31 protein-coding genes and 1 riboswitch are annotated in these 24,869 nt (G+C 68.5%); of the genes, 17 read left to right on the plus strand and 14 right to left on the minus strand.

Translation table 11 applies throughout. The annotated features are described in order from the left end of the window. Positions 1–151 precede the first annotated feature (151 nt). From ASE48_RS18110 to ASE48_RS18120, 3 genes are read left to right on the plus strand one after another with little or no spacing between them, the layout of a single operon-like run. Positions 152–1,333 carry a glycosyltransferase gene (locus ASE48_RS18110; protein WP_057168468.1) on the plus strand — a complete coding sequence of 394 codons (1,182 nt, stop codon included), beginning with the start codon at positions 152–154 and terminating at the stop codon, positions 1,331–1,333. Positions 1,334–1,362: 29 nt separating this feature from the next. Beyond that, a complete protein-coding gene (gene helR / locus ASE48_RS18115) occupies positions 1,363–3,546 on the plus strand; it encodes an RNA polymerase recycling motor ATPase HelR (protein ID WP_057168469.1) in 2,184 nt (727 codons plus the stop codon). Between the two features lie 18 nt (positions 3,547–3,564). After that, positions 3,565–4,350: a TIGR03620 family F420-dependent LLM class oxidoreductase gene (locus tag ASE48_RS18120; protein WP_057168470.1), complete on the plus strand. Its 786-nt coding sequence runs from the start codon at positions 3,565–3,567 to the stop codon at positions 4,348–4,350. Here ASE48_RS18120 and ASE48_RS18125 read toward each other — a convergent pair. The 3 genes from ASE48_RS18125 to ASE48_RS18135 all read right to left on the minus strand — a co-directional run bounded on the left by ASE48_RS18125 (position 4,347) and on the right by ASE48_RS18135 (position 5,864). Further along, a complete protein-coding gene (locus tag ASE48_RS18125) occupies positions 4,347–4,616 on the minus strand; it encodes a DUF2537 domain-containing protein (protein ID WP_057168471.1) in 270 nt (89 codons plus the stop codon). The two genes, ASE48_RS18120 and ASE48_RS18125, sit on opposite strands and share 4 nt — an antisense overlap. After that, positions 4,613–5,320 carry a TrmH family RNA methyltransferase gene (locus ASE48_RS18130; RefSeq protein WP_327049653.1) on the minus strand — a complete coding sequence of 236 codons (708 nt, stop codon included), beginning with the start codon at positions 5,318–5,320 and terminating at the stop codon, positions 4,613–4,615. Before ASE48_RS18130 ends, ASE48_RS18125 begins: the two co-directional genes overlap by 4 nt. Before the next feature lie 109 nt (positions 5,321–5,429). Continuing rightward, positions 5,430–5,864: a MarR family winged helix-turn-helix transcriptional regulator gene (locus ASE48_RS18135; RefSeq protein ID WP_057168473.1), complete on the minus strand. Its 435-nt coding sequence runs from the start codon at positions 5,862–5,864 to the stop codon at positions 5,430–5,432. Between the two features lie 44 nt (positions 5,865–5,908). Between ASE48_RS18135 and ASE48_RS18140 the strand changes: the two genes are divergently transcribed. Both ASE48_RS18140 and ASE48_RS18145 read left to right on the plus strand, forming a co-directional pair. Continuing rightward, positions 5,909–6,160, plus strand: a complete 252-nt coding sequence (locus ASE48_RS18140) for a DUF2530 domain-containing protein (RefSeq protein WP_057168474.1) — start codon at positions 5,909–5,911, stop codon at positions 6,158–6,160. A 16-nt stretch (positions 6,161–6,176) separates the two neighbouring features. Continuing rightward, positions 6,177–6,632 carry an SRPBCC family protein gene (locus ASE48_RS18145; protein WP_057168475.1) on the plus strand — a complete coding sequence of 152 codons (456 nt, stop codon included), beginning with the start codon at positions 6,177–6,179 and terminating at the stop codon, positions 6,630–6,632. On the opposite strand, the gene ASE48_RS18150 is transcribed toward ASE48_RS18145, so the two are convergent. After that, on the minus strand, positions 6,629–7,414 hold the full coding sequence (locus ASE48_RS18150; RefSeq protein WP_442928732.1) for a DUF3027 domain-containing protein: 786 nt from the start codon (positions 7,412–7,414) through the stop codon (positions 6,629–6,631). The genes ASE48_RS18145 and ASE48_RS18150 overlap by 4 nt on opposite strands. 150 nt (positions 7,415–7,564) lie before the next feature. Between ASE48_RS18150 and ASE48_RS18155 the strand changes: the two genes are divergently transcribed. Both ASE48_RS18155 and ASE48_RS18160 read left to right on the plus strand, forming a co-directional pair. Further along, the gene (locus ASE48_RS18155; protein WP_057168477.1) at positions 7,565–9,151 is read left to right on the plus strand and encodes an MFS transporter; all 1,587 of its coding nucleotides are present in this window, start codon (positions 7,565–7,567) and stop codon (positions 9,149–9,151) included. Beyond that, on the plus strand, positions 9,148–9,681 hold the full coding sequence (locus ASE48_RS18160; protein ID WP_057168478.1) for a DUF2771 domain-containing protein: 534 nt from the start codon (positions 9,148–9,150) through the stop codon (positions 9,679–9,681). The genes ASE48_RS18155 and ASE48_RS18160 overlap by 4 nt, the downstream gene beginning before the upstream one ends. On the opposite strand, the gene ASE48_RS18165 is transcribed toward ASE48_RS18160, so the two are convergent. After that, positions 9,666–10,670: a glutathione S-transferase family protein gene (locus tag ASE48_RS18165; RefSeq protein WP_057168479.1), complete on the minus strand. Its 1,005-nt coding sequence runs from the start codon at positions 10,668–10,670 to the stop codon at positions 9,666–9,668. The genes ASE48_RS18160 and ASE48_RS18165 overlap by 16 nt on opposite strands. Before the next feature lie 119 nt (positions 10,671–10,789). Between ASE48_RS18165 and ASE48_RS18170 the strand changes: the two genes are divergently transcribed. Further along, positions 10,790–11,665, plus strand: a complete 876-nt coding sequence (locus tag ASE48_RS18170) for an endonuclease domain-containing protein (RefSeq protein ID WP_057168480.1) — start codon at positions 10,790–10,792, stop codon at positions 11,663–11,665. Positions 11,666–11,700: 35 nt separating this feature from the next. On the opposite strand, the gene ASE48_RS18175 is transcribed toward ASE48_RS18170, so the two are convergent. Continuing rightward, entirely contained in the window at positions 11,701–12,111 is a 411-nt protein-coding gene (locus tag ASE48_RS18175) for a cold-shock protein (protein ID WP_057168481.1), read from the minus strand. 123 nt (positions 12,112–12,234) lie between these two features. On the opposite strand from ASE48_RS18175, the gene ASE48_RS18180 reads away from it, so the two are divergent. From ASE48_RS18180 to ASE48_RS18195, 4 genes are all read left to right on the plus strand, one after another. Next, positions 12,235–12,633 carry a YccF domain-containing protein gene (locus ASE48_RS18180; protein ID WP_057168482.1) on the plus strand — a complete coding sequence of 133 codons (399 nt, stop codon included), beginning with the start codon at positions 12,235–12,237 and terminating at the stop codon, positions 12,631–12,633. Further along, positions 12,630–13,685, plus strand: coding sequence for a GTP 3',8-cyclase MoaA (gene moaA, locus ASE48_RS18185; RefSeq protein ID WP_057168483.1), 1,056 nt, complete (start codon positions 12,630–12,632; stop codon positions 13,683–13,685). Before ASE48_RS18180 ends, moaA begins: the two co-directional genes overlap by 4 nt. Positions 13,686–13,687: 2 nt before the next feature. Beyond that, on the plus strand, positions 13,688–13,945 hold the full coding sequence (locus tag ASE48_RS18190) for a MoaD/ThiS family protein (RefSeq protein WP_057168484.1): 258 nt from the start codon (positions 13,688–13,690) through the stop codon (positions 13,943–13,945). 247 nt (positions 13,946–14,192) lie between these two features. Then, positions 14,193–14,375, plus strand: a riboswitch (cyclic di-AMP (ydaO/yuaA leader). A 9-nt stretch (positions 14,376–14,384) separates the two neighbouring features. After that, a complete protein-coding gene (locus tag ASE48_RS18195) occupies positions 14,385–15,662 on the plus strand; it encodes a transglycosylase family protein (RefSeq protein ID WP_057168485.1) in 1,278 nt (425 codons plus the stop codon). Between the two features lie 53 nt (positions 15,663–15,715). Here ASE48_RS18195 and ASE48_RS18200 read toward each other — a convergent pair whose 3' ends face one another. From ASE48_RS18200 to ASE48_RS18215, 4 genes are read right to left on the minus strand one after another with little or no spacing between them, the layout of a single operon-like run. Next, positions 15,716–16,147 (minus strand): molybdenum cofactor biosynthesis protein MoaE, encoded by a 432-nt coding sequence (locus ASE48_RS18200; RefSeq protein WP_057168486.1) that lies wholly within the window; start codon positions 16,145–16,147, stop codon positions 15,716–15,718. After that, entirely contained in the window at positions 16,134–16,613 is a 480-nt protein-coding gene (locus ASE48_RS18205; protein WP_057168487.1) for a MogA/MoaB family molybdenum cofactor biosynthesis protein, read from the minus strand. The genes ASE48_RS18200 and ASE48_RS18205 overlap by 14 nt, the downstream gene beginning before the upstream one ends. Beyond that, positions 16,613–17,083, minus strand: a complete 471-nt coding sequence (gene moaC / locus ASE48_RS18210) for a cyclic pyranopterin monophosphate synthase MoaC (protein ID WP_082614266.1) — start codon at positions 17,081–17,083, stop codon at positions 16,613–16,615. The genes ASE48_RS18205 and moaC overlap by 1 nt, the downstream gene beginning before the upstream one ends. 3 nt (positions 17,084–17,086) lie before the next feature. Further along, positions 17,087–17,266 (minus strand): hypothetical protein, encoded by a 180-nt coding sequence (locus tag ASE48_RS18215; RefSeq protein ID WP_200962200.1) that lies wholly within the window; start codon positions 17,264–17,266, stop codon positions 17,087–17,089. A gap of 65 nt (positions 17,267–17,331) precedes the next feature. Between ASE48_RS18215 and ASE48_RS18220 the strand changes: the two genes are divergently transcribed. From ASE48_RS18220 to ASE48_RS18235, 4 genes are all read left to right on the plus strand, one after another. Beyond that, on the plus strand, positions 17,332–19,608 hold the full coding sequence (locus ASE48_RS18220; RefSeq protein WP_057168489.1) for a helicase-associated domain-containing protein: 2,277 nt from the start codon (positions 17,332–17,334) through the stop codon (positions 19,606–19,608). Between the two features lie 8 nt (positions 19,609–19,616). Continuing rightward, on the plus strand, positions 19,617–21,266 hold the full coding sequence (locus tag ASE48_RS18225; RefSeq protein WP_057168625.1) for a DNA repair helicase XPB: 1,650 nt from the start codon (positions 19,617–19,619) through the stop codon (positions 21,264–21,266). Beyond that, positions 21,263–21,610: a VOC family protein gene (locus tag ASE48_RS18230; protein ID WP_057168490.1), complete on the plus strand. Its 348-nt coding sequence runs from the start codon at positions 21,263–21,265 to the stop codon at positions 21,608–21,610. The genes ASE48_RS18225 and ASE48_RS18230 overlap by 4 nt, the downstream gene beginning before the upstream one ends. 91 nt (positions 21,611–21,701) lie before the next feature. After that, positions 21,702–22,223 (plus strand): hypothetical protein, encoded by a 522-nt coding sequence (locus ASE48_RS18235; protein WP_156409259.1) that lies wholly within the window; start codon positions 21,702–21,704, stop codon positions 22,221–22,223. Positions 22,224–22,237: 14 nt separating this feature from the next. On the opposite strand, the gene ASE48_RS18240 is transcribed toward ASE48_RS18235, so the two are convergent. The 4 genes from ASE48_RS18240 to ASE48_RS18255 form a co-directional block, all read right to left on the minus strand. After that, entirely contained in the window at positions 22,238–22,732 is a 495-nt protein-coding gene (locus tag ASE48_RS18240) for a hypothetical protein (RefSeq protein WP_057168492.1), read from the minus strand. Positions 22,733–22,750: 18 nt separating this feature from the next. Further along, complete coding sequence (locus tag ASE48_RS18245; protein ID WP_057168493.1) at positions 22,751–23,080, minus strand: type VII secretion target; 330 nt, start codon at positions 23,078–23,080, stop codon at positions 22,751–22,753. Between the two features lie 2 nt (positions 23,081–23,082). After that, positions 23,083–23,841, minus strand: a complete 759-nt coding sequence (locus ASE48_RS18250) for an EspA/EspE family type VII secretion system effector (protein ID WP_057168494.1) — start codon at positions 23,839–23,841, stop codon at positions 23,083–23,085. A 79-nt stretch (positions 23,842–23,920) separates the two neighbouring features. After that, the gene (locus tag ASE48_RS18255; RefSeq protein ID WP_057168495.1) at positions 23,921–24,400 is read right to left on the minus strand and encodes a MarR family winged helix-turn-helix transcriptional regulator; all 480 of its coding nucleotides are present in this window, start codon (positions 24,398–24,400) and stop codon (positions 23,921–23,923) included. A gap of 44 nt (positions 24,401–24,444) precedes the next feature. Between ASE48_RS18255 and ASE48_RS18260 the strand changes: the two genes are divergently transcribed. Beyond that, complete coding sequence (locus tag ASE48_RS18260) at positions 24,445–24,858, plus strand: DUF5313 domain-containing protein (protein WP_057168496.1); 414 nt, start codon at positions 24,445–24,447, stop codon at positions 24,856–24,858. The last annotated feature ends 11 nt before the right edge of the window (positions 24,859–24,869 follow it).

Below are 24,869 nucleotides of genomic sequence, written 5' to 3' on the forward strand. Positions count from 1 at the left end.
TCCCCCGAACCGACATCCGGGCACGAAAAAGGGAAGGCCTTCGCCTTCCCACTCTCAATTTATAGCGCACCCCGGGGCTTGCGGCAAGACCCGGGTCATGCCGCAAAATCGCTCGCCTGAAAGAAAATTCACCACACCAGGGGGCCACACAATGCGAGTTCTGCTGTACACGTTCGGGTCGCGCGGGGACGTCGAGCCACTGCTGGCGCTGGCGCTCGAACTGCACAAGCACGGCGCCGACGCCCTTATCTGCGCGCCGCCGGACTTCACCGATCTGCTCGAGGCGGCGGGGGTGCCGATGGTGCCGACCGGACCCTCGGTGCGCGAGCTGGTGCACGTCCAGAAGGCCACCCATAAGGACGCGCCTGCACTCGCCGCAGCATTGGTGGCCGGCCAGTTCGAGTTGCTCGATACCGCCACGGAATGCGACGCCATCGTCGCGACCGGTTTGATGCCTGCCGGGATGCGCTCCATCGCCGAACTGCTCCACGTGCCCTACCGATGCGTCATGTTCACCCCGCAGGTGCTGCCGTCTCCGGACTACCGCCCGCTGCCGCGGCCGGGGAAACCGTTTCCCGATGGTGAGACCGACAACCGGGTGCTGTGGGATCTGGACGCCGAGAAGATCCAGGTGCTCTACGGCCCCGCGCTGAACGACAATCGGACAGCGAGAGGCCTGGAACCGGTGGACAACGTCCGAGACCACACGTTCACCGAATCCCCCTGGCTCGCGTCCGACCCGGTGCTGAGCCCGCTACACGCCCACCCCGGCTTCGACGTCGTGCAGACCGGCGCCTGGATCGTGCCCGATGAGCGCCCGCTACCACCCGATCTGCAGGCGTTCCTCGACGCCGGCCCGCCGCCGGTGTTCGTCGGCTTCGGCAGCGTGACCGCACCCGAGGAGGCCGCCCAGGTGGCCATCGAGGCGATCCGGGCCCATGGCCACCGGGTGCTGATCGGCAGCGGATGGGCGGGCCTGAGCACGGCCGATCCCGACAGTTTCGTCATTGGCGAGGTCAACCAGCAGGCACTTTTCCCGCGGGTGGCGGCGGTGATACACCACGGCGGCGCGGGCACCACGACAACCGCGGCGCGGGCCGGAGCACCGCAGGTGGTGGTTCCGCAGATCGTCGATCAGCCCTACTGGGCGGGCCGGGTCGCCGACCTGGGCATCGGGGTGGCGCACTACGACCCGACGCCGACCGTCCATTCACTCGCGGAGGCGCTTAGGCTGGTACTGACCCCCGAGACCCACACCAGAGCGATCGCCGTGGCCGGCACCATTCGCACCGACGGGGCGGCAAGGGCCGCAAAGATGCTGCTGAACGCGTGAACCAGAACTTACGAAACAACAAGGGGCACATGACAACCCAGGACTACCAGGCAGAACTAGAGGCCGAGCGCGGGTACGTGGCCGCGCTGTATGACCGGCTGGATGGCGAACGGGCGCGCGCCAAGGACCGCTATTCCGCGGCGCTCAAGGGCGATATCGACAAACAGGACGGGTCCACCCTGGTCAACCGCGACGCCGACGTGCGTGCGCTGGGCAAAGAGGTCAGCAGGCTCGACGTGGCCGACAGTGGACTGTGCTTCGGCCAACTCGAGAGCATCGAAGGTGAGCGGTCCTACATCGGGCGGCTCGGGTTGTTCGACAACGAGAACGACTACGAGCCGCTGCTACTGGACTGGCGGGCACCGGCGGCCCGGGCGTTCTATGTGGCCACCGCCGCCAGCCCGGAGAACATGCGGCGCAGGCGCCAGTTCCACACCCGCGGGCGCAAGGTCCTCGACTTCACTGATGAGGTGCTGGGCCGTCCCGACGCCGGTGAGCGCGGCGACGCCGCCCTGCTGGCGGCCGTCAACGCACCGCGCACCGAGGGCATGAGCGATATCGTCGCGACGATCCAGGCCGAGCAGGACGAGATCATCCGGCTCGATCAATCCGGGGTGCTCGTCATCGAGGGCGGCCCGGGCACCGGCAAGACAGTGGTGGCGCTGCACCGGGTGGCCTACCTGCTGTACACCCAGCGCGAGCGGATGGAGCGGCACGGCGTGCTGGTCATCGGCCCCAGCCCGGCGTTTCTCAACCACGTCGGCCGGGTGCTGCCCTCACTCGGTGAGACCAATGTCGTGTTCATGACCACCGGCGACCTCGTGCCGGGGCTGCACACCACCGCCGAGGATGCCCCGGATGCCGCGCGGGCCAAGGGTTCCCTGAAGATGCTCGACGTCCTCAAGGCCGCCGTCGCCGACCGTCAGCGCACCCCGGAGGATCCGCTGCCGATCAAGCTGGCCGACGTCACCGTGGAGATCAACGCCGAGGCCGCCGCCTGGGCGATCCAGGAGGCACGCGAGGCGGGGCTGCCGCACAACGACGCCCGGGCGGTGTTCACCGATGTCATCACCTGGGTGCTCACCGAACGCGCGATCGCGCGAATCGGCAAGGGCTGGTTGACCCGTGACGACAAGCAGGCCTGGGAGCATCTGCGCGCCGAACTGCTCGATGAGCTCGAAGATCACGATGCCTTCAAGGCTGCGCTGGACGAACTGTGGCCGGAACTGACACCGGAATCGCTGCTGGGTGCCCTCTACGAATCCCCCGAACGACTCAAGGCCGCCGGTGCCGACGAGTCGTTGTGGCGACAGGACGGGCGGGCCTGGACGGTGTCGGACGTCCCGCTGCTCGACGAGCTGGTGGATCTGCTCGGCGGGATCAAACCCGATGCGAACGCCGAGAAGGAACGCCAGGAGGAAGCCGCGTACGCCGCGGGCGTGCTGGATCTGATGGTGGCCCGCGAGGACCTGATGGACGATGAGGACCATCTGATCGCCGCGGATCTCATCGACGCCGAGGAGCTGGCCGACAGGTTCATCGAGCAGGACAACCGCGAACTGGCCGAACGCGCAGCCGCGGACCGGGATTGGACCTACCGCCACGTGGTGGTCGACGAGGCCCAGGAACTCTCGGAGATGGATTGGCGGGTGTTGATGCGGCGCTGCCCTGCGCGATCCTTCACCATCGTCGGCGACCTGGCGCAACGTCGTTCCGAAGCGGGTGCACGGTCCTGGGACACCATGCTGGCGCCGTATGTGAAGAAGCGCTGGGTGTATCGGCCGCTGACGGTGAACTACCGCACCCCGGCGGAGATCATGGCCGTCGCCGCCGCGGTGCTCGCCGAGTTCGCGCCAGGTATCCAGCCACCGGAATCGGTACGCTCGTGCGGCGTGCAGCCGTGGTCGAGGAAGGTGAGCGAAGACGAACTCGACACGGCGATCAAGGAATTCGTCGAGGACGAGGCGACCCGCGAGGGCACCAGCGTGGTGATCGGCCCGCCCGGGGTGCCCGGCACGGTGCCGGCCGCACTGACCAAGGGACTGGAGTTCGACGCCGTGCTGGTGGTTGCCCCGGAGCGGATCATCGCCGACGGCCCACGCGGGGCGGCCGAACTCTATGTCGCCCTGACCCGCGCCACCCAGCGTCTGGGCGTGTTGCACCACGGTGATCTGCCGCCGTCACTGAAAGGGCTTGACCTGAATGAAGGTTGAGGTTCTACCGTCCGACCCATGAGTGCGATCGGGCTGGCCAGCAGCAATCCGTACACCGATGACGCGGCCGTCGTCGCCGAGGAGGCGCGGCAGGCGCAGGACCTCGGGTACGCCACCTTGTGGCGGTCCGGCGACCTGCCGATGATCGCGGCGGCGGTGCGCGCCACCAGCACCATTCCGGTTGCCACCGGGATCATCTCGGTATCGCGGGTGCCGGCCGCCGACGTCATCGCCCTGCACGGCGACCTGGAACCGGGCCGGTTCGTGGTGGGAATCGGTGGTGCGCACGGTCCGCGGCCACTGGAGACCATCGGCGGTTATCTGGACGAACTGGATGCGGCCGGCATCCGCGCCGGAGTACTGGCCGCGCTCGGGCCGAACATGCTGGCGCTGGCACGTGAGCGTGCCGGCGGCGCGTACCCCTACTTGGTGACGCCCGAGTATGTGGCGCAGGCCCGAGAACAACTCGGGGCAGACCGCACCCTGGCGGTGCTGCAGATGGTGATCCCGCTGACCGATCGCGACGATGTGCGCCGGGCGGCATCCGGGCCACTGGAGTTCCTGGCCTGGAAACCGGGCGGGTACCGCCGAAACCTGTTGCGCCAGGGCTTCACCGAGGCCGATATCGATCAGGTGAGTGACCGGCTGCTCGACGGCATCACCGCCTGGGGTGAACCGCAGCGCATCGCCGAACGTGTCGCCGAATACCACGCGGCCGGTGCCGATCAGGTCGTGCTGCGCATCGTCGGTGCGGACGATATCGCCTTGTGGCGGACGAAAATCGCTGCGATGCTGCTGAATTAAGAAAAAGCGAGGGCCAGCGCGACCACCCAGCCGACCGCCACACCGACCCCGGATCCCCACACGAACCACCGCCAGACCGGTAACTTGCGCCAGCCCCACACTGTGGGCGCCAGCCCTCCGACGGCGACCAGGTTCAGGCCCACCGCCAGCAGCGGGTGGATACTGATCAACCCGCGGCTGAGCACCACGATCGCCACGCCCACCACCGCGGCCACGAAGGCCGCGACCGTCAGGCCGGTGCCCCAGGGTGTGTCGGCTTCGGTCACGGGTCCAACCTAGCGCGCTCATAGAACGCGAGTGCGGCGGCGGTCGCGACGTTCAGCGAATCGGTGCCCCGCGACATCGGGATGCGCACCCGCACATCGGCGGACCGCATGGTGTGCTCCTTCAGGCCCGGCCCCTCGGCACCGACCATCATCGCCACCTTGTCCCCCGCCAGGTCGGCCATCGCCGACGCCAGCGTCGGCGCCTCCGGATTGGGCGTCATCGCCAACACCCGGAAGCCCTTGCCGCGCAACACCACAAGATCCTCGGGCCAGGATGTCGCCCACGCGTAGGGCACCAGCAGGGCGTGCCCCATCGAGACCCGCACCGCGCGCCGGTACAGCGGGTCCGCGCAACCGACACCGAACAGCACGCCGTCCACGCCCAGCCCGGCGGCATTGCGGAAGATCGACCCGAGGTTCTCGTGGTCGTTGACGCCCTCGAGCACCGCGACGGTGCGCGCATCCGCAATCACCTCGTCGACGGTCAACTCGCCCGGTCGCGGCGCGGCCGCCAGCACGCCGCGGTTGAGGTGAAATCCCACCGCGGCGGCCATCACCTCCGCAGTGGCCCGGTAGAACGAGACGTCGACGCCGGCCAGGTCCTCGGTCAGCTCCGCCAGCCTGCGGTCGGTGCCCAGCAGTGCGCGCGGACGGAACCGGGAGGCCAGCATGCGCTGCACCACCAGCACCCCCTCGGCGATCACCAGGCCCTTGCCGCTCGGCAGATCGGGACGTCGGTCGACGCTGTTGAGATCGCGGAAATCGTCGAGGCGCGGGTCGGCGGGATCCTCGATATCGACTATGTGGGCCAGTTCAGGCGCCTTCGTCCACGATGGCCAGCATCAGGTCCGCGGCGGCAACCAGGGTGGCTCGCTCCTCGGCGGTCAGCTGGGCCAGCCGCTGGGACAGCCACTCCCGGCTGGCCCGGCGCTCGGCCTCGATCAGATCGACGCCGGCAGCAGACACCGACACCAGCACCTGCCGGCCGTCATCGGGATGCGCGGTGCGGTCGACGAACCCGAGATCCACCAGCGAGGCGATCACCCTGGTCATCGACGGCGGACGCACCCGCTCGCGCGCGGCCAGCGCGCCGGGGGTCATCGGACCCTCCTTGAACACCGTGGCCAGCGCCGACAGCTGGGTCAGCGAGACGGGCGAATCGGGGCGACGGAACCGCAGCTGACGGGCCAGCCGCACCACGGCCAACGACAGATCGCTCGGTAACCGGGCATCCACGTCGTCAGTCACAGGTCCGAACAATACCCAGCGGCCATCGGCTAGGTTGACATGCGATGACCGCGAACCCGTCGCCCGAGCCGCCTGCGCTGCCCGCGCGGCTGCTCGAACCGGCACCGGTGATCGTCGTGATCGCCATCGGCTGGCTGATCGCCGTGGTGCTGGCGTTCACCGTTCCCGGCCTGCACGACTGGCGGCCGATCACGCTGGCCGGACTGGGCGTCGGGCTGCTCGGCACCTCCATTTTCCTGCTGCAGCGCCGCTCCGCCCGTCGCGGTGATCGCGGTGCCCAGCAGGGTCTGACCTGAAGACCTGAGGAGAACCATGGGAGCCCCGCTACTGCAGGCGAAGATCGATATCGCCGCCCCGCCCGCCGAAGTCTGGGCGCTGATCTCGGATCTGACGAAGATGCCGCAGTGGAGCCCGCAGTGCCGGTCCATGAAGGTGCTCGGCCCGATGCGGGTGGGCGCCAAGACACTGAACTTCAACCGGCGCGGCCGGATGTTCTGGCCGACGACGTCCACCGTCACCGAGATCGATCCGGAGCGCGCGCTCACCTTCCGGGTGGCGGCCAACGGCACCGAATGGAGCTTCGAACTGGAGCCGATCGAGGGTGGCACCCGGGTGGTGGAGAGCCGCCGCGCCCCCAACGGGGTCAAGAAGATGTCCAGCGCGGTGGTGAACGTGGCGTTCGGCGGGGTGCCCAGCTTCGAGGACGAACTCGTCGACGGCATGAACGAGACGCTCAGCCGTATCAAGGCCGCCGCTGAGCGCGGCTAGGTGTTCAGGTCGAGCACGCCGTCGTCATACGGCACGTAGAGCGGCGAACCGGTGCCCGCGGGCACCGGGGTGTCCGAATGGGCGCCACAACCGTAATCGCATTCCACGACGTGCCCGTCGGCGGACAATTCGTTGCAGCAGACCCCGAACAGGGTGCCCAGCGATCCGGACAGCGGAACGTAGAAACCGCAATCGCGGCACGTCCGGCGGGTGGCACGGGCCATGGCCGAGGCCGGACCGAACTCACTCTCGTGCCAGCGTTCGGCGGCGTCGAGGCGGCCTTCCAGACTGAGCACCCGGCGGCGGCCCAGCCCGACCTCACCGGCCAGCTCGTCGAGTTCGGGATCGCCGCTGGACATGTGACCCGGCACCAGGCGCGGGTCATCCGGCGGGGTGGCCAGCAGGTCACCGGGGCCGAGGTCACCCGGCTGGACACGCTCATCCCAGGGCACCCACTGCGGCGCCAGCAGCGCCGTCGGGCCCGGGACCAGCACTGCTTCGCTGACGGTCACATGGTCGGTACCTGGATAGCCGGCCACCACGACCGCCCACTGCCAGCCTTGATAACCGGGCAGCACGGCCAGGAAGCGGTGGGTGGCCGCGGTCTGATCGTCGAACACCGCACCGAGGTACTCGCCGACGCTGTCGGGGCCGCTGAGTTCCTCGACAGCGCTGCGGGCGGTATCGACGGCGCCCATCAACAGGGCCTCCAGTGCCGGCGGCCGCTCTTGCGGCAGCTCGATATCCGGGGCCTGCTCGGTCACTTCCGTCATGCTGTCCATCGGTGTCCATATTGCCTGACCATGCGCGCCAGAGCCACACCGGAGGCCTGCACACCGTGGCCGCCGGTTTGAGGGACAATCGACAACGTGTCTTCCCGGGATCCCCGCTACTACCCGCCGCGGCCTCCGTCCGGCGATGAGCACCCCGGCATGGCCAACTATCCGAGCGACGGTGAGATGCCCCGACGGGGGCCGCACCGGGAGCAGACCCCGAGCGCGAACCGCTGGTTGCCGCCCCTGGACGACAACGACGCGAACCGGCGCCGCACCGATCCCCCACCCCGGGCCGGCGCGGCCGCGGGTGAGCGTGTCACCGTCACCCGCGCGGCTGCCCAGCGCAGCCGGGAGATGGGTTCCAAGATGTACGGGCTGGTGCACCGGGCGGCCACGGCCGACGGTGCCGACAAGTCCGGGCTCACCGCGCTGACGTGGCCGGTGGTCGCGAACTTCGCGGTCGACGCCGCCATGGCGGTCGCACTGGCCAACACCTTGTTCTTCGCGGCGGCCTCCGGGGAGAGCAAGAGCAAGGTCGCGCTGTATCTGCTCATCACCATCGCCCCGTTCGCGGTGATCGCGCCGCTGATCGGTCCCGCGCTGGACCGGCTGCAGCACGGTCGGCGCATCGCGCTGGCGATGTCCTTCGTGGCGCGCACGGTGCTGGCGGTGGTGCTGATCGCCAACTACGACGGCGCGAACGGTAGCTTCCCGTCCTGGGTGCTCTACCCGTGTGCGCTCGGAATGATGGTGCTGTCCAAGTCATTCAGCGTGCTGCGCAGTGCGGTGACGCCGCGGGTGCTGCCACCGACCATCGATCTGGTGCGGGTGAATTCGCGGTTGACGACGTTCGGCCTGCTGTTCGGGACGGTGGTCGGCGGCGGCCTCGCGGCGGGCGCGGAGTACCTGTTCAACATGTTCGAGCTGCCCGGGGCGCTCTATGTGCTGGTGGCCGCGACCGTCGGTGGCGCCGTGCTGGCGATGCGCATCCCGAAGTGGGTCGAGGTGACCACCGGCGAGGTGCCGACCACCCTGAGCTATCACGGCGGCACCGACCAACTGCGCCGTCATCCGGAGCGTTCGGCGGCGCGGCAGCCGATGGGCCGCAACATCATCACCTCGCTCTGGGGTAACTGCACCATCAAGGTGATGGTCGGATTCCTGTTCCTCTATCCGGCGTTCGTCGCGAAGGCCCATGGCGACGGCGGCTGGGAACAGCTGCGCATCCTGGGGCTGATCGGTGCTGCCGCGGCGATCGGCAACTTCACCGGCAACTTCACCGCGGCGCGGCTGAAACTGGGCCGCCCGGCGCTGCTGGTGGTCCGCGCGGCGATCGCGGTGGCGCTGGCGGCGCTGGCCGCCGCGCTCACCGGCAACCTGATCGTCGTCGCGGTGGCCACGCTCATCACCTCCGGCGCCAGTGCCATCGCGAAGGCATCCCTGGATGCCTCACTGCAGGATGACCTTCCCGAGGAGTCGCGGGCCTCGGCGTTCGGCCGTTCCGAGTCGGTGTTGCAGCTGGCCTGGGTGATCGGCGGGGCGACCGGAGTGCTGATCTACACCGAGCTGTGGTCGGGATTCACCGTCATCACGGCGATCCTCATCCTGGGGCTGGCGCAGACACTGGTCAGCTACAACGGCGCATCACTCATCCCGGGATTCGGCGGTAACCGCCCGGTCCTGGCCGAAACCGAAGGCGGACCCCTGAACTCCTCCGAAAGCACCGCGGCGGGCCGACGATGAAGCGGGCGGTGGCACTGCTCGCGGTGGTCGTCCTGCTCTCCACTGCGGGAACCGGCGTGCTGGTGTGGCAGCTGAGCAAGGACCACGGCCCGCGTTATCCGGAGATCAGCGCCTTCTCGCACGGCAAGACGGTGCGGGTGGGGCCGTACTTCTACTGCGATGTGGTGAACCTCGACGCCTGTGAAAACCCGGAAACCACCGGCGAACTCAGGATCACGTCGCGGGGCCCGGTGCAGCTGGCGGTGGATCCGCCGATCGCCGACGCCCCCTGGCTGCTGTTGCGCACCTATGAGGACGCCGATGCTCCCGTCGCACAGGAATTCCGGCCCGGCGCCGCGCAGGCCATCACCGTGCCCAGCGTCGACGCGCTGTACGGCAAGCTGACCGGCATCGTGGTGCAGCTGCCGACGCTGGTGCGCGATGAGGCCGGCAACGAGTTTCCGCTGCCGCACGCCGAGTGGTCGGTGCGCACGGTCTGGGAACCGTCCGAGGAGTACTCGGAGTCGGTTTCGGATTACCCCGCGGAGTGACCCGCCGGGACCTCCTCGCCGGCTTTCGTCGGACCGGGCGGGGTGCCGTCACCGAATGGTCTGCCGCCCAACGCTTCCCGGCCGTGCGGGGTCAGCCAGTTGGACAGGTCGGGACCCTTCGGTACGACCTGGGTGGGATTGATGTCGGCGTGCACGATGTAGTAGTGCTGCTTGATCTGCACGAAGTCGGTGGTGTCCCCGAAACCCGGAGTCTGGAACAGGTCGCGGGCGTAGGCCCACAGCACGGGTAGCTCGGCAAGCTTGGACCGGTTGCATTTGAAGTGCCCGTGGTAGACCGGATCGAACCGGGCCAGCGTGGTGAACAACCGGACATCGGCCTCGGTGATGGTGTCACCCACGAGATACCGCTGGGTGGACAGTCTTTCGGTCAGCCAGTCCAGCGCGGTGAACAGCCGGTCGTAGGCCTTGTCGTAGGCGTCCTGCGAGCCGGCGAACCCGCACCGGTACACGCCGTTGTTCACCTCGGTGTAGATGCGCTTGGCGACCTCGTCGATCTCGTCGCGCAGATTCTCCGGATAGAGCTGAGGTGCGCCCTCGCGGTGGTACTGGGTCCACTCGGCGGAGAAGTCCAGGGTGATCTGTGCGAAATCATTGGTGACGACCTTGCCGGTGAGCACGTCCACGATCGCGGGCACGGTGATGCCCTTCGGGTAGTCCGGGTCACGCTTGAAGTAGGCATCCTGGATGCGTGGGATCTTCAGCACCGGGTCGACGCCACCGGGGTCGAGGTCGAAGGTCCAGCTGCGCTCGTCATGGGTGGGTCCGCAAAAACCGATGGACAGCACGTCTTCCAGGCCGAGCAGACGCCGGACGATGATGGTCCGGTTGGCCCACGGGCAGGCTCGCGCGACGACGAGCCGGTAGCGACCGGACTCGACCGGATAGCCGTCGCGACCGTCGGCGGTGATGCGGGTGGTGATGTAGTTGGTGTCCCGATTGAACTCGCCCTGCTTGTTGACGTAGGTCATGGGGACCAGTGTTCCCGCCGAACGTCGAGTTGTCGTCGAGAAGTCAGCCGGACGCCGACGAAAAGTCGACGCTGGGCGAAACGTGGAACGCCCCGAGGCCGCGCGGAGTCCAACTACACATGGGCAATCCCAGGTGGCCGTTCCTCGGGACGGAGGCACGCGCCCAAGGACTCGTCACCGATCACCGTCTGCGCACCGCCTACGTTGCGGTGCACCGCAACGTCTACGTGCCGCGCGGAGTAGAACTCGACGCCACGGACAAGGCGGTGGCTGCGTGGTTGCGATCGGGACGTCGCGGGGTGTTGGCCGGGCTTTCGGCCGGCGCGCTCCACAACATGCGCTGGATCGACGCGAACCTGCCTGCGGAGCTGAACCGACAGTCCCGAGACAAGGTCAGCGGCATCGTGCTGCACAGCGATGTTCTCGCGGCAGACGAGATCTGTCAGCGGCGCGGCATGCCCACCACCACCGCCGCGCGCACCGCGTTCGACATCGGCCGCATCCGCGACGTGCAGACCGCCGTCATCCGCCTCGACGCCCTCCGTAACGCCACCCGCGTCAGCGTGGATCAGATCGACGGCATCGTTGCGCGCTACCCGGGTGCGCGAAGGATCCGCGTACTCCGAGAAGCCGTCGCCCTCTCCGACAGCGGCGCCGAGTCCCCGCAGGAAACACGAACGCGCCTGCTTCTCCTCAAGGACAAGCTCCCCACACCACGAACTCAGATCGAGGTCTACGACGACGACGCCTTCGTCGCCCGGCTCGATATGGGTTGGCCCGAATACAAGGTGGCGGTGGAATTCGACGGCGCCCAGCACTGGACCGACGCACGGCAACGCAGCCGCGATATCGACCGCATCGCCGAACTCGAACGGTTGGGCTGGATCGTCATCAGGGTCAGTGCCGAAATGCTGCGCGCACGGCCGCACGTCATCCTGCGACGGGTACGACAAGCACTCATCCAACGTGGACTTGTCGTCGAGAAATCAGCCTGACGCCGACGAAAAGTCGACGCTCGGCGAAGAGAGCCCTAGGCGTCGAGTTCGGCGGCGACGGCCTTGACGACCTCGGACACCCGGCGGGCGACCTTGCGGTCGGGGTACTTGCCCTTGCGCAGATCGGGCTGGATGGTGTTCTCCAGCAGGGTGATCAGATCGCCGACCATGCCGTGCAGCTCGTCGGGGGTGTGCTTGTGCTCGACGGTCACCGCTTCGCGGCGCGTCTTGGCCAGGCTGGGCGGCGGGTCGATCAGCTTGACCTGCAGCGCCTGCGGACCGCGCCGCCCGGCAGCCAGTCCGAACTCGACCTTCTGTCCGGCCTTGAGTCCTTCAACACCCGAGGGCAGCGCCGACGAACGCACGTAGACGTCCTCGCCTTCCTCCTGAGAGAGGAAGCCGAAGCCCTTCTCGGAGTCGTACCACTTCACCTTGCCGGTCGGCACTGCTGTCACCCGTTCGTCTCTTTGATAGAACACATAAGTAATGCGTCCCGCCTGCGCAGGACGCAATGGGAGGCATCTTACTAGCCTCTCGGTAGGCTGGGAGCGACAGCCTCGGAGGAGACCATGCGCCTGATCCTGAACATCATCTGGTTGATCTTCGGTGGCCTGTGGCTGGCGCTCGGATATTTCCTGGCCGGAATCATCTGCTTCATCCTCATCATCACGATCCCGTTCGGGTTCGCGGCGTTCCGGATCGGCGTCTACGCGCTCTGGCCGTTCGGCTACACCGTCGTCGACAAACCCGGCCCACGGCCCGGCGCCGCCGTCGGCAACGTCATCTGGCTCATCGTCGCCGGTATCTGGCTGGCCATCGGGCATGTGCTGACGGCCATCGCCATGGCCGTCACCATCATCGGTATCCCGCTGGCCATCGCGAACATCAAGCTCATCCCGGTGTCGTTGCTGCCGCTCGGCAAGGAGATCGTCCCCTCGGACCAGCCGTTTGCCGGGGTGTCGCGGTGACCTTGACCGATCTCGGGTTGCCGATGCCGGCCCGCCCGGTGGTCGCGGGCATGCCGGCCAGCGGCCCGCTGCTGGACACCTACGGCCGTGCCGCCACCGATCTGCGGGTGTCGCTGACCGACCGGTGCAATCTGCGCTGCACCTATTGCATGCCGGCCGAGGGCCTGGACTGGTTGCCCGACAGCCAGCTGCTCAGCGCCGACGAGCTGGCCCGGCTGCTGCGCATCGCGGTCACCCGGCTCGGCATCACCAGCGTGCGGTTCACCGGCGGTGAGCCACTGGTCTCCCCGCACCTGGAGCAGACCATCGCCGCGGCGGCCGCGCTGCGGCCCCGCCCGGAGATCGCGGTGACCACCAACGGGCTGGGCCTGGCCAAGCGTGCCGCGAGGCTCAAGGCGGCCGGGCTGAACCGGGTCAACGTCTCCCTGGACACCGTGAACGCCGAGCACTTCGCGCAGATCACCCGCCGCGACCGGTTGGCCGACGTGCTGGCCGGCCTCGCCGCAGCGGCCGATGCCGGGCTGGGCCCGATCAAGGTCAATGCCGTGCTGGACCCGCGCACCGGGCTCGACGATGCCGTGCCGCTGCTGCGGTTCTGCCTGGAGCACGGCTATCAGCTGCGCATCATCGAGCAGATGCCGCTGGACGCCGGGCACGAGTGGACCCGCGACAAGACGATCGACGCCGATATCGTGCTGACCACGCTGCGCAGGCATTTCGATCTGCGTCCCGATTCGGCTCCGCGCGGATCGGCCCCGGCGCAGTTGTGGCGGGTCGACGGCGGCGAGGGCACCGTCGGCGTCATCGCGTCGGTCTCCGAGTCGTTCTGCGGGGCGTGTGACCGCACCCGCCTGACCGCCGACGGTCAGATCCGCAGCTGCCTGTTCTCCTCGACCGAGACCGACCTGCGGGCGCTGCTGCGCGACGGTGCCGACGATGACGCGCTCGAGGCGGCCTGGCGGACGGCCATGTGGGCCAAACCGGCCGGGCACGGCATCAACGATCCGAGCTTCATCCAGCCGGACCGGCCGATGAGCGCCATCGGCGGCTGAGCATGTCCGAAGTACAGATCACCGTCCGATATTTCGCCGCCGCACGGGCTGCTGCCGGAATCGAGACCGAAACGTTGTCGGTCCCGGCGGGCACCACCGTCGACGGGCTGGTCACCGGTCTGGCGGGTCGTGGACCCGAGCTGAAGAAAGTGCTCGCACGCTGCTCGTACCTGCGCGACGGCGTCGCGGTGCGAGATAAAAACGTCGTGCTTCAAACGCGCGAAACCGTCGATGTGTTACCCCCGTTCGCCGGCGGATAGTCGTGATTTGTGTCACATAACGAAATGGTCACAATGCGGCCACCTGCGGTTTGAGTCGTGAAAACACCTGCGGAAACGCCCGGATTGCCTGCGCCTTTAATGTCCTCTCATAGTTCTTAAGCACGGGAAACGCCGGAGCCCGACCGAGATGACGCCCGGTGGGAGAACGGTTACCGTCTTGCCAAGCCGTTCGACCCACATTGATCGGCCCGCCTTCCCCGATTGCGCCGAGCTCCATCCATCGGGACAAGGACAACCACGAACCACTGGATGGAGGCGGGGGACCCAACCGGTCCGCCGACAAGCAGACCAGGAACGCCACCACCGGTTCCTTGGGGTGAAGCCAGAAATCGTCTCCGACGATCAAGGCCGGGCTACCTCTCCTGCCCGAACCCGACAGCTGACCTCGCGGGCGCTGACGAGAGGAATTTCCAGTTCTATGAGTGGTCGGCACCGTAAGCCCACAACTTCTTCAATAAGCGTCGCCAAGATCGCCTTCACCGGTGCGGTCATCGGCGGCGGCAGCCTCGCCCTCGCCGGTCAGGCCGGCGCCGCGACCGACGGCGAATGGGACACCGTCGCCAGCTGCGAGTCCGGCGGCAACTGGGCCATCAACACCGGCAACGGCTACCACGGCGGCCTGCAGTTCTCGCCGAGCACCTGGTCGGGTCACGGTGGCGGCGAATTCGCCCCGTCGGCATTCCTGGCCACCAAGGAAGAACAGATCGCTGTCGCCGAGCGCGTGCTCGCCAGCCAGGGCAAGGGCGCATGGCCCACCTGCGGACGCGGTCTGTCCGGCTCCACCCCGCGCAACGTCGTCGCCGAGCCTGCACCACAGCCGCTCGACAACCCCCTGATCAACGGCGAGCTGCCGCCGCCGCCCCCGCCGGCACCCGAGGTGCTGCCGCCCGCACCCATCGACGCGCTCGCCGCACCGGCCCCGCTGCCCGTCGACGCACCGCTGCCGCCGCCGGCACCCGAGGTCGCCCCCGTGGCCCTGGACGCCCCGCTGCCGCCCGCGCCGCCCGTTGATGCCCCGCTCCCCCCGGCACCCGAGTTCGTCGCCGTGGCGCTCGATGCCCCGCTGCCGCCCGCGCCGCCCGTTGACGTCCCGCCGCCGCCCGCTCCCGTCGAGACCGTCGCCTCGCTGACCCACGATCAGCTGGCCGCCCTGCCGGCCATCCAGGTTGCCGACTGGGATGTCGCCGCCCCGGCACCCGAAGGCCAGCCGCAGCTGTGGTCGCTGGACGCCCCGATGCCGCTGGAGCCGGTCCTGCCGGTGCCGCCCGCCCCGGCGCCTGTCCCGGCCCCCGCACCCGCAGCACTCGTGGCCGCCCCCGGCGCTCCCGCCGTGGTCGCCGCACCCGCAGTCGATCCGTTGGCGCCCGTCCCGGCCGAGGGTGTCCCGCACCTGATCAGCCCGGAGAGCCTGCCGCCGGGCACCACGCTGGACCCGAACACGCTGCCCAACGAGAGCCCCAACGTCAGCTACCTGCGCCAGATCTGGAATGCCGTGCAGGACCAGCAGATCACCGGCAAGGACGCACTCATCGCTGTCACCACCCAGCGCTCGCTGACCGGAGCCCCCGCGGGTGCCCAGCAGACCCCGCTGCCCCCGCCGAATGCACCGGTTCTGCCGGCTCCGGATGCACCGGTTCCGCCGCCGCCCGCGCCCGGCGCACCGGTACTGCCGCCCGCGCCGCTGCCGGCCCCGTAAGACCGCAGATAACCGAAGCCGCATTCCCGGTGGGAGTGCGGCTTCGGTGCTTGCTAGGCGGAGTTGACCCATTCGTCGGAGCCATCGCCGAAGTGCTGGTGCTTCCACACCGGCAGCCGGTCCTTGACGGTGTCGACGAGCAGCGCGCAGGTCTCGAAGGCCGCGCGCCGGTGATCGGCGGCCACCGCGACGACGAGGGCGGCGTCACCGATGTGCAGGTCGCCGATGCGGTGGCTGACGGCGACGGCACGCACGCCCTGACTGTTCCGGGCCACCTCGTGCACCACCTCGGTCAGTGTCTGCAGCGCCGACGGATGCGCGGAGTACTCCAGCCGCGTCACCGCACGGCCGCCGTCGTGGTCGCGGACGACCCCGGAGAAGCCGACGACCGCGCCGGCCGCCTCGTGGGCCACGAGGTCTTCGTGCTCGGTCAGTGAGATCGGTTCCGCGCAGAGGCCGACGCGGAGGACTTCAGCGCCGCTCATGATCGCCTCCGGCCAGTTGGTCCAGCGCGTGCTCCAGCACGTCGGCGAGCACGCCCAGTCCGTCTTTGACGCCGCCGGTGGACCCCGGCAGGTTGATGATCAGCACCCCGTCGCGCACCCCGCACACCCCGCGGGACAGCACCGAGGTGGGCACATGGGGCAGGCCGGAACGGCGGATCGCGTCGGCCAGGCCCGGAATCTGATAGTCGACGATGTCCGCGGTGGCGTCGGCGGTCCGGTCGGTGGGCGATATCCCGGTGCCCCCGGAGGTGATGACGACGTTCACGCGGGCGTCGACGGCGGCGAACAGTGCCCGGCTGACCTCGGCGCCGTCGGCCACCACCACGGGCGCTCCGACATCGAACCCGCGCCCGGTCAGCCACTCCACGATGACGGGGCCGGTGCGGTCCTCGTAGACGCCCGCGGCCGCGCGGGTGGAGGCGATGATGACGCGCGCCGAGCGCATCAGGCGGGCGTCCAGGTCCCGGTCTTGCCGCCCTCTTTGCGCACCACGTGCACGTCCTCGATGTGGGCGGCCGGATCGACGGCCTTGATCATGTCGTAGACCGTCAGCGCCGCCACGCTCACGGCGGTCAGCGCCTCCATCTCGACGCCGGTGCGGTCGGTGGTGCGCACCGTGGCGGTGATGGTGACTTCGGTTGTGCCGATGGCGAATTCGACGTCGACACCGGTGAGCGCCAACTGGTGGCACAGCGGGATCAGATCGCTGGTGCGCTTGGCCGCCATGATCCCGGCGACGCGGGCAGTGGGCAGTGCGTCACCCTTGGGCAGCCCGCCGCCGGCGATCAGTTCGATGACATCGGCGCGGGTGTGCACCGCACCTTGGGCGACCGCGGTCCGTTTGGTGGCGGTCTTGGCCGTGACGTCGACCATGTGGGCCGCGCCCGATTCGTCGAGGTGCGAGAGCCCGCTCACCGGTTACTTGTTGACGACGGTGACCGGGTGGATGTAGGGCAGTTCCTCTGCGGGCAACGGGAAGCTCACGTCACCGAACGGGGACAACGAGCCGGTGCGATCGCTGACGAGCTCGCTCACCGCGTGATCACCGTCGGCCACCTCGGGCCAGCCATTATCGACGTACTGCTTCTTGTCTGCCACACCCACATTGTGGCAGGTACCGCGAGCGGTGGCGAGGGCGGGACGCTGGCTTAGGCTGGTCGGCAATGACCAAAACAGGTGGGGCCGGCGTGCCGCTCGGCGTCTGGCTGGCCGACCTGCCCGACGAGAGCCTGGTCCGGCTGCTCGAATGCAGGCCCGACCTCACCCAACCGCCGCCCGGGACGATCGCCGCGCTGGCGGCCCGGGCGCAGGCCCGGCAGTCGGTCAAGGCCGCCACCGACGGCCTGAACTTCCTGCACCTGGCGGTGCTGGACGCCCTGCTCGTGCTGCACGCCGACACCGCGCCGGTACCCCGGGACATGCTGCTGGAGTACCTCGGCAGCCGCGCCGACAGCGCCCAGCTGAAGGCGGCGCTCGACGAGTTGGCCGAACGCGCCCTGGTCTGGGGCGAGGATGCGCTGCGGGTGGTGGCCGAGACGGCGGCGGGGCTGCCCTGGTACCCGGGACAGGCCGTGCCCGACGTGCCCGATCTGCCCGCCGACCAGATCCCGGCCCTGCTGGAGGATCTCGACGAGCCCTCGCGCGAACTGCTGACCCGGCTGGTCGAGGGCTCGCCGGTCGGCCGCACCCGCGACGCGCTGCCCGGCACGCCCGCCGACCGGCCGGTGCAGCGGCTGCTGGCCACCGGGCTGCTGCACCACATCGGCAGTGACACCGGGGACACCGTGATCCTGCCTCGCGTCGTCGCCCAGGTGATGCGCGGTGACCTGCCCGGACCGACCGGGCTGCGGACACCGGACCCGACGATGCACACCACGACCCAGGCCGATGTGGACTCGGTCGCCGCGGGCGCCGCCATCGATCTGCTGCGCGAGTTCGACGTGCTGATCCAGACGTTGTCGTCGACGCCGGTGCCCGAACTGCGCAGCGGCGGGCTCGGCGTCCGCGAGGTCAAGAAGCTGACCAAGCTGACCGGCATCGACGAGCAGCGGCTCGGCCTGATCCTGGAGGTGGCCGCGGCGGCGGGACTGATCGCGCCGGGCCAACCGGACCCCGAACCTGCCGACGGCACCGCCCCCTACTGGGCGCCGACGGTCGCCGCGGACCGGTTCATCGAGATCTCGACCGCCGCGCGCTGGCACCAGGTGGCCTGGACCTGGCTGAACCTGCCCGCACGGCCGAGCCTGGTGGGCAGCCGCGGTCCTGACGGCAAGCCGTTCGGCGTGCTGTCGGATGCGCTGTACTCGACGGCCGCCCCGCTGGACCGCCGCCTGCTGCTGACGGTGCTCGACGATCTGCCCGCCGGCGCGGGTGTGGAACCCGAATCGGCGGCGCAGGCGATGGTGTGGCAGCGGCCGCGCTGGGCGGCCCGGCTGCAGCTCGACCCGGTGACCAACCTGCTGCGCGAGGCGCATGCGGTCGGACTGGTCGGGCGTGGCGCGATCGCCGGCCCGGCCCGGCTGCTGCTTGCCCAGCGCAGCGAGGACGACGCCGAGGCCGTGATCAATGCGATGGCCAAGGTGCTGCCCGCGCCGCTGGACCATTTCCTGCTGCAGGCCGATCTCACCGTGGTGGTGCCCGGCCCGCTGCTGCGTGAGCTCGCCGAACAGCTGGACGCGGTGGCCACCGTGGAATCGGCCGGCGCCGCGATGGTCTACCGGATCAGCGAACCGTCGATCCGCCGGGCGCTCGACGCCGGGCACACCGCGGGCGGCCTGCACGCCTTCTTCGAGAAGCACTCGAAAACTCCTGTGCCGCAAGGCTTGACGTATCTGATCGACGATGTCGCACGCAGGCACGGGCAGCTGCGGGTCGGCATGGCGGCATCGTTCGTGCGCTGCGAGGACCCCGCATTGCTGGCCCAGGCGGTGTCCACACCGGCCGCCGAACCCCTGGAATTGCGCATCCTGGCACCCACCGTCGCGGTGTCGCAGGCCTCCATCGGCGATGTGCTGGCCGCGCTGCGTGCCGGCGGGTTCGTGCCCGCGGCCGAGGACTCCACCGGTGCCGTCGTCGATATCCGCGCCCGCGGCGCCCGGGTGCCGGCACCGGGTCGGCGCCGGGTGTTCCGGCCGCTGACCGCTCCCCCGGCCCAGACCCTGGGCGCGATCGTCGCGGTGATGCGCAGCGTGGCGGCCTCACCGCGCTCCGGTGAGCGTCTGGACCCGGCGGTGCTCATCGCGTTGCTGCAGCAGGCGGCCATGGAGCAGACCTCGGTGGTCATGGGTTACGTCGACCCGGCGGGGGTGGCCACCCAGCGCGTGGTGGCGCCGATCAACATCCGCGGCGGACAGTTGACGGCCTTCGACCCGGCCTCGGGGCGGGTCCGGGAGTTTGCCATCCACCGCGTGACGTCCGTGGTGTCGGCCGACTCTGGATAATGGACGGAATGACCGACGGCCCCCTGATCGTGCAGTCCGATAAAACCGTGCTGCTCGAAGTCGACCACGAACTCGCCGGTGCGGCGCGGGCGGCGATCGCCCCGTTCGCCGAGCTCGAGCGTGCCCCCGAACACATCCACACCTACCGCATCACGCCACTGGCCCTGTGGAACGCCCGCGCCGCCGGCCACGACGCCGAGCAGGTGGTGGACGCCCTGGTGAGCTTCTCCCGGTACGCGGTGCCGCAGCCGTTGCTGGTCGACATCGTGGACACCATGGCCCGCTACGGCCGGCTGCAACTGGTCAAGAGCCCGGTGCACGGGCTGGTGCTGGTGAGCCTGGATCGCGCGGTCCTCGAAGAGGTGCTGCGCAACAAGAAGATCGCCCCGATGCTGGGCGCCCGCATCGACGACGACACGGTGATCGTGCACGCCAGCGAGCGTGGGCGCATCAAGCAGATGTTGCTGAAGATCGGCTGGCCCGCCGAGGACCTGGCCGGTTACGTCAACGGTGAGGCGCACCCGATCACCCTCGCCCAGGACGGCTGGGTGCTGCGCGACTACCAGGAGATGGCCGCCGACTCGTTCTGGGCCGGTGGGTCCGGGGTCGTGGTGCTGCCCTGCGGTGCGGGCAAGACCCTGGTCGGTGCGGCCGCGATGGCCAAGGCCGGGGCGACCACGCTGATCCTGGTCACCAACACCGTCGCCGGCAGGCAGTGGAAGCGTGAGCTGATCGCCCGGACCTCGCTGACCGAGGAGGAGATCGGCGAGTACTCCGGTGAACGCAAGGAGATCCGCCCGGTCACCATCGCGACATATCAGGTGATCACCCGCCGCACCAAGGGCGAGTACAAGCATCTGGAGCTGTTCGACAGCCGCGACTGGGGCCTGATCATCTACGACGAGGTGCATCTGCTGCCCGCCCCGGTGTTCCGGATGACCGCGGATCTGCAGTCGCGGCGCCGGCTCGGGCTGACCGCGACGCTGATCCGCGAGGACGGCCGCGAAGGTGACGTGTTCTCCCTCATCGGCCCGAAGCGTTACGACGCGCCGTGGAAGGACATCGAGGCGCAGGGCTGGATCGCGCCGGCCGAGTGCATCGAGGTCCGGGTGACCATGACCGACAACGAGCGGATGCTCTACGCGGTCGCCGAACCCGAGGAGCGCTACAAGTTGTGCTCCACCGCGCATTCCAAGATCGCGGTGGTGAAGTCGATCCTGGAGCGCCACCCCAAGGAGCCGACGCTGGTGATCGGCGCCTACCTCGATCAGCTCGACGAGCTGGGCCAGGAGCTGGACGCCCCGGTGATCCAGGGGTCGACGAAGAACGCCGAACGCGAGCTGCTCTTCGATCAGTTCCGCCGCGGTGAGATCCGCACCCTGGTGGTGTCCAAGGTGGCGAACTTCTCCATTGACCTTCCAGAAGCTTCTGTGGCCGTTCAGGTTTCGGGTACTTTCGGGTCACGCCAGGAAGAAGCGCAGCGGCTGGGCCGGCTGTTGCGGCCCAAGGCCGACGGCGGCGGTGCGGTGTTCTATTCGGTGGTCTCCCGCGACAGCCTGGACGCCGAGTACGCCGCGCACCGGCAGCGTTTCCTGGCCGAACAGGGCTACGGATACATCATCAAGGATGCGGACGACCTGCTCGGTCCGGCGATATGACCGTCGAGCGGGTGGTGCCGATCCTCACCGTCACCGACATCGAAGCCACTCGCGACGCCTACGTCGCCACGCTCGGCCTGGCGGAGGTGATGAACCACGGGTGGATCGTCACCCTCGCCGACGCCGGGCACCGGCACCAGCTCAGCCTGATGACAAAGGACCAGAGCGCACCGGTCAATCCGACAGTCTCGATCGAGGTCGACGATGTCGACGCCGCGTACGCCGCCGCCGTCGCGGCCGGCTTGCAGATCGTGCACCCACTGTCCGACGAGGAATGGGGCGTGCGGCGGTTCTTCTTCGCCGATGGTTCGGGCAACGTCGTCAACGTGCTGTCGCACCGCTGATCCTTGACACCGCATCGTCACGCAAAGATGCGGTCAAGCCACTGCGGCCCTCGTCTTAGACTGAAAGGACCCTTACGCAAGGAGTTCGACGGTGACGAGTAACGACGGGGGCTACTACCCGCCACCAGGTGGGCAGCCATGGGGCGGACCGCAGGGACCGCCGCCCGGCTACCCCGTCCATCCCGGGTATCCGCAACAGCCGCCGCCCAAGGGAAAGAGCCGGTGGCCGTGGATCATCGGAATCGGGGCCGCCCTGGTAGTTGTCGCTGTCGTGGTCGCCGTGGGATTTGTCGTGATCGGTTCCGGCGGCGATGACGGTCGCTACGATTCCCACCGAACCGTGGTGACCTATTCGGTGACCGGTGCTGCAGAGTCGGTGGAACTCATCTATCAGAGTGCTGAAGGTGAGGTCCATGTGGAAACCGTCCCTCTCCCGTGGGGTGAGACCGTGACACTTGAGGGTGAGGACGCCTACTTCGAGGTCTCGGCGCAGACGATGGATGGGTCCGACCAAGAACTTGCGTGCCGGGTGATCACCTACGGGACAACGCTTGTCGAGGATCGAACCGTCGGCGGGTCCGTAAGCTGCGACGGCCGCGTGAACGGGCAGTGACCCGTACCGAAATCTCAGTGCGCATCCTCGCCGTACCTGGCGGCGAAGACCTCGGCCAGATTCTCAGCGGCCTGCTCCGGTGACGGCAACTGGATGGCGGTGCTCAGGATGGAACTCCATTCAGCGCGGTCATTCCCCATCCGGGCCAACCCCTCAAGCAGGAACCCATGCATCACGGACCGTGCCTTGAGCTGCGCCAGCTCAGCAATCACCCGGATCTCCTCCGCCAGTTCACGTTCGGTCATCTTCACCACACTCGGATCCAGGTCCACGCGCTGAACCGGTCCGGTGAGATACGCCGAAACCGACACGGTGCCCGCCGGATTCGTCACGGTGAAGACGGGAACCTCCGATTCGTCGTCTTGGCTCGGCCCCGCGGACGGGGTCTCTCGCGACTCGTCGTCCTCATGCGGGGAGAAACCCGAAAAATCCAGGGCCGCGAGTTCCCCACCTTGCTGCTCGGCGTCGTAGTCGTCCTCGGTGTCGTCGTCCCACCCAACGCCACTCACCGGCGGGCTACCTTCGGTTCAGCCACCGGGCTGCATCTGTCCATCGATGTTGCTCTTTTCCTGAGCGTCGATGGCGTCGTATCTCTCGGCCGCGTGCTCGAGCTTGACGGCGAGATCGTCGGACTGCGCTCGCACCATGTTGGTTGCTTGCTTGCGTACTTCCTCCGCCCGCTTGAGCGCCTTGGCAGTGTCATCGCAGACGGTTCCGTGCGTCTTCTCCACCCCCGTGTGGACGTCGACGGCCTTGAGTCGCGCGTCCCATATCGCCCGTGAAGCCTGGTTCTGTTGGTCGGCCAGCACGCGAATGTGGCCGGCGGTGATCTGCAGTGGGCTCAAAGGTGCGCTCATCGTCATCTCCCTGCCGGCGGGGGCATCCGCGGATCGTAGTCATTGGCGGAATCCGAGATGGTGACGCCGTCCGCGATATTCTGGTACTCGTCACCCACCTTGGCGACGGACCGAGCGATCGCATCCGCTTCGTCCTGCATGCTTTCGTACTCCGGAATGGCCTGGGCCAGGGTGGTAGCGACCATCGCAACCTCCATCGCGTACTGCGCCGCCTTGCCGTACGCCCCCATCCTTCCGACGTACTGGGTGAAATTGCCGAAGTCGGCGAGGTCGTTGTGGTGGATCTCCAGGGACCTGCGAACCGGCGGGAGCAGGTCCGCCTCGTTACTGATCAATCGGTGGATCTCGCGGTCCAGATCGGCAAGGGTCACCACGCGATTGTGTTGCTCTCTGTTCCGCTCCGAGTAGCGGTCGGCCGCGGTGCCACCGGACCATTGATCGCTGGGATACGCGCCGGCCAGCGGGAGCTCAGCGGCATCGAAAGCCTGGGCGGAATCCGTGAATTCGTTGGCATGGTCCGGGTCGCCCTCACCGCAGGACTTCAGCATCCGGTCGATCTGCTTCTGCCCCTCCTGAAGCACGACCGTCGGGGCGATGATGAGTTTACCGGCCTGATGCTCGATCGTCCTTGCCGTCTCGCCCAGGCTGGGCATGCCGAGTTTCTCCGCGGTTTCGGCGACCCATTCGGCGGCCTTCTTGGCCTTTTCTGCCACCTCGGACACACCATCGACCACGTCGTCGACAAAGCCCCAGAATCCCACGCTGCCATCACCTCCGCCGAAATCGAGGCTAACATCGCCCCAACAGGCTCAGGCGCACCAAATTCGCGCGGCTTCGGGGTTAGACGTCCAGTGCCCCGGCGGCCACCGCGGCCGCATTGATCCGGGTCAGTACCGAGTGCAGATTCTCCAGTTCGGCGAGGTCCACGCCGAGGCGGGCCACCACGGTGGGCGGGATGTCCAGCGCCTTGCGACGCAGCGCCGCACCCCCGGCGGTCAGGGAGATGTGGGTGGTGCGCTCGTCGGCCGCGCTGCGGGTGCGGGTGATGAAACCGAGCGTCTCCAGCCGCTTGAGCATGGGTGAGGTGGTGGCCGGGTCCAGCTGCAGCAGCGTGGCAATCTGCTTGACGGATAAGGGTTCTCCGTCGGCGTTGGCGTTGTCCCACAGCGCCAGCATCACCAGGTACTGCGGGTGGGTGAGCCCGAGCGGCTCCAGCAGCGGCCGGTACACCGCCAGCACGGCGCGGTTGGTCACCGCGAGCGCGAAACACACCTGCCGCTCCAGTGCGAGCGGATCGACTTCGTGGGACACCGTGGTCATGCTCACAATGGTAGCCCACTAATAGTTAGGGTACTATCTAAATCATGGCCGACACTCCCACCTTCGTTCAGCGGGTTCTCTACGCGTACGGGCGGCGTCTGCCCGATTCCATGCGGGACTGGGTCGCCGCAGACCTTTCCGGCCCGGGCGCGATCCGCCGGCACATGATCCGCTACGCGATCCCGCCGGCGCTGATCCTGGCCCCGTTGTGGCTGCTGCCGGCCTCGCTGTACGTGCACCTGGAGATGACGGTGCCGATCTACACCTGGGCGCTGGTGATGGGTTACGTGCTGAACAAGGTGTGGCGACGGCATCGCCTGGCCCAGCACGGCCTGGACCCCAACCTCGTCGACGCCATCAACCGTGAGAAGAACGCCCGCCTGCACGAGGACTATGCCCGGCGCTACGGCGACCGCCCGGAAGAGGCGCGCTGGCAGTCCAACTCAAGCCCCTTCTGAAGCGGAAGCCC

Origin of the sequence: Mycobacterium sp. Root265 (genome assembly GCF_001428895.1) — a bacterium.
In the GTDB taxonomy this organism is placed as follows: Bacteria; Actinomycetota; Actinomycetes; order Mycobacteriales; family Mycobacteriaceae; genus Mycobacterium.

Excerpts from the sequence above, each read along its gene's own strand:
- ASE48_RS18140 (WP_057168474.1), top strand. The coding sequence starts at position 5,909 with ATGACCGCGAACCCGTCGCCCGAGCCGCCTGCGCTGCCCGCGCGGCTG.
- ASE48_RS18230 (WP_057168490.1), top strand. The coding sequence starts at position 21,263 with ATGACCGTCGAGCGGGTGGTGCCGATCCTCACCGTCACCGACATCGAA.
- ASE48_RS18255 (WP_057168495.1), bottom strand. The coding sequence starts at position 24,400 with ATGACCACGGTGTCCCACGAAGTCGATCCGCTCGCACTGGAGCGGCAG.
- ASE48_RS18145 (WP_057168475.1), top strand. The coding sequence starts at position 6,177 with ATGGGAGCCCCGCTACTGCAGGCGAAGATCGATATCGCCGCCCCGCCC.
- ASE48_RS18160 (WP_057168478.1), top strand. The coding sequence starts at position 9,148 with ATGAAGCGGGCGGTGGCACTGCTCGCGGTGGTCGTCCTGCTCTCCACT.
- ASE48_RS18245 (WP_057168493.1), bottom strand. The coding sequence starts at position 23,080 with ATGAGCGCACCTTTGAGCCCACTGCAGATCACCGCCGGCCACATTCGC.
- ASE48_RS18170 (WP_057168480.1), top strand. The coding sequence starts at position 10,790 with ATGGGCAATCCCAGGTGGCCGTTCCTCGGGACGGAGGCACGCGCCCAA.
- ASE48_RS18220 (WP_057168489.1), top strand. The coding sequence starts at position 17,332 with ATGACCAAAACAGGTGGGGCCGGCGTGCCGCTCGGCGTCTGGCTGGCC.
- ASE48_RS18190 (WP_057168484.1), top strand. The coding sequence starts at position 13,688 with ATGTCCGAAGTACAGATCACCGTCCGATATTTCGCCGCCGCACGGGCT.
- ASE48_RS18180 (WP_057168482.1), top strand. The coding sequence starts at position 12,235 with ATGCGCCTGATCCTGAACATCATCTGGTTGATCTTCGGTGGCCTGTGG.
- helR (WP_057168469.1), top strand. The coding sequence starts at position 1,363 with ATGACAACCCAGGACTACCAGGCAGAACTAGAGGCCGAGCGCGGGTAC.
- ASE48_RS18110 (WP_057168468.1), top strand. The coding sequence starts at position 152 with ATGCGAGTTCTGCTGTACACGTTCGGGTCGCGCGGGGACGTCGAGCCA.
- ASE48_RS18165 (WP_057168479.1), bottom strand. The coding sequence starts at position 10,670 with ATGACCTACGTCAACAAGCAGGGCGAGTTCAATCGGGACACCAACTAC.
- ASE48_RS18205 (WP_057168487.1), bottom strand. The coding sequence starts at position 16,613 with ATGCGCTCGGCGCGCGTCATCATCGCCTCCACCCGCGCGGCCGCGGGC.
- ASE48_RS18155 (WP_057168477.1), top strand. The coding sequence starts at position 7,565 with ATGGCCAACTATCCGAGCGACGGTGAGATGCCCCGACGGGGGCCGCAC.
- ASE48_RS18150 (WP_442928732.1), bottom strand. The coding sequence starts at position 7,414 with ATGGACAGCATGACGGAAGTGACCGAGCAGGCCCCGGATATCGAGCTG.
- ASE48_RS18225 (WP_057168625.1), top strand. The coding sequence starts at position 19,617 with ATGACCGACGGCCCCCTGATCGTGCAGTCCGATAAAACCGTGCTGCTC.
- ASE48_RS18260 (WP_057168496.1), top strand. The coding sequence starts at position 24,445 with ATGGCCGACACTCCCACCTTCGTTCAGCGGGTTCTCTACGCGTACGGG.
- ASE48_RS18200 (WP_057168486.1), bottom strand. The coding sequence starts at position 16,147 with ATGAGCGGCGCTGAAGTCCTCCGCGTCGGCCTCTGCGCGGAACCGATC.
- ASE48_RS18195 (WP_057168485.1), top strand. The coding sequence starts at position 14,385 with ATGAGTGGTCGGCACCGTAAGCCCACAACTTCTTCAATAAGCGTCGCC.
- ASE48_RS18120 (WP_057168470.1), top strand. The coding sequence starts at position 3,565 with ATGAGTGCGATCGGGCTGGCCAGCAGCAATCCGTACACCGATGACGCG.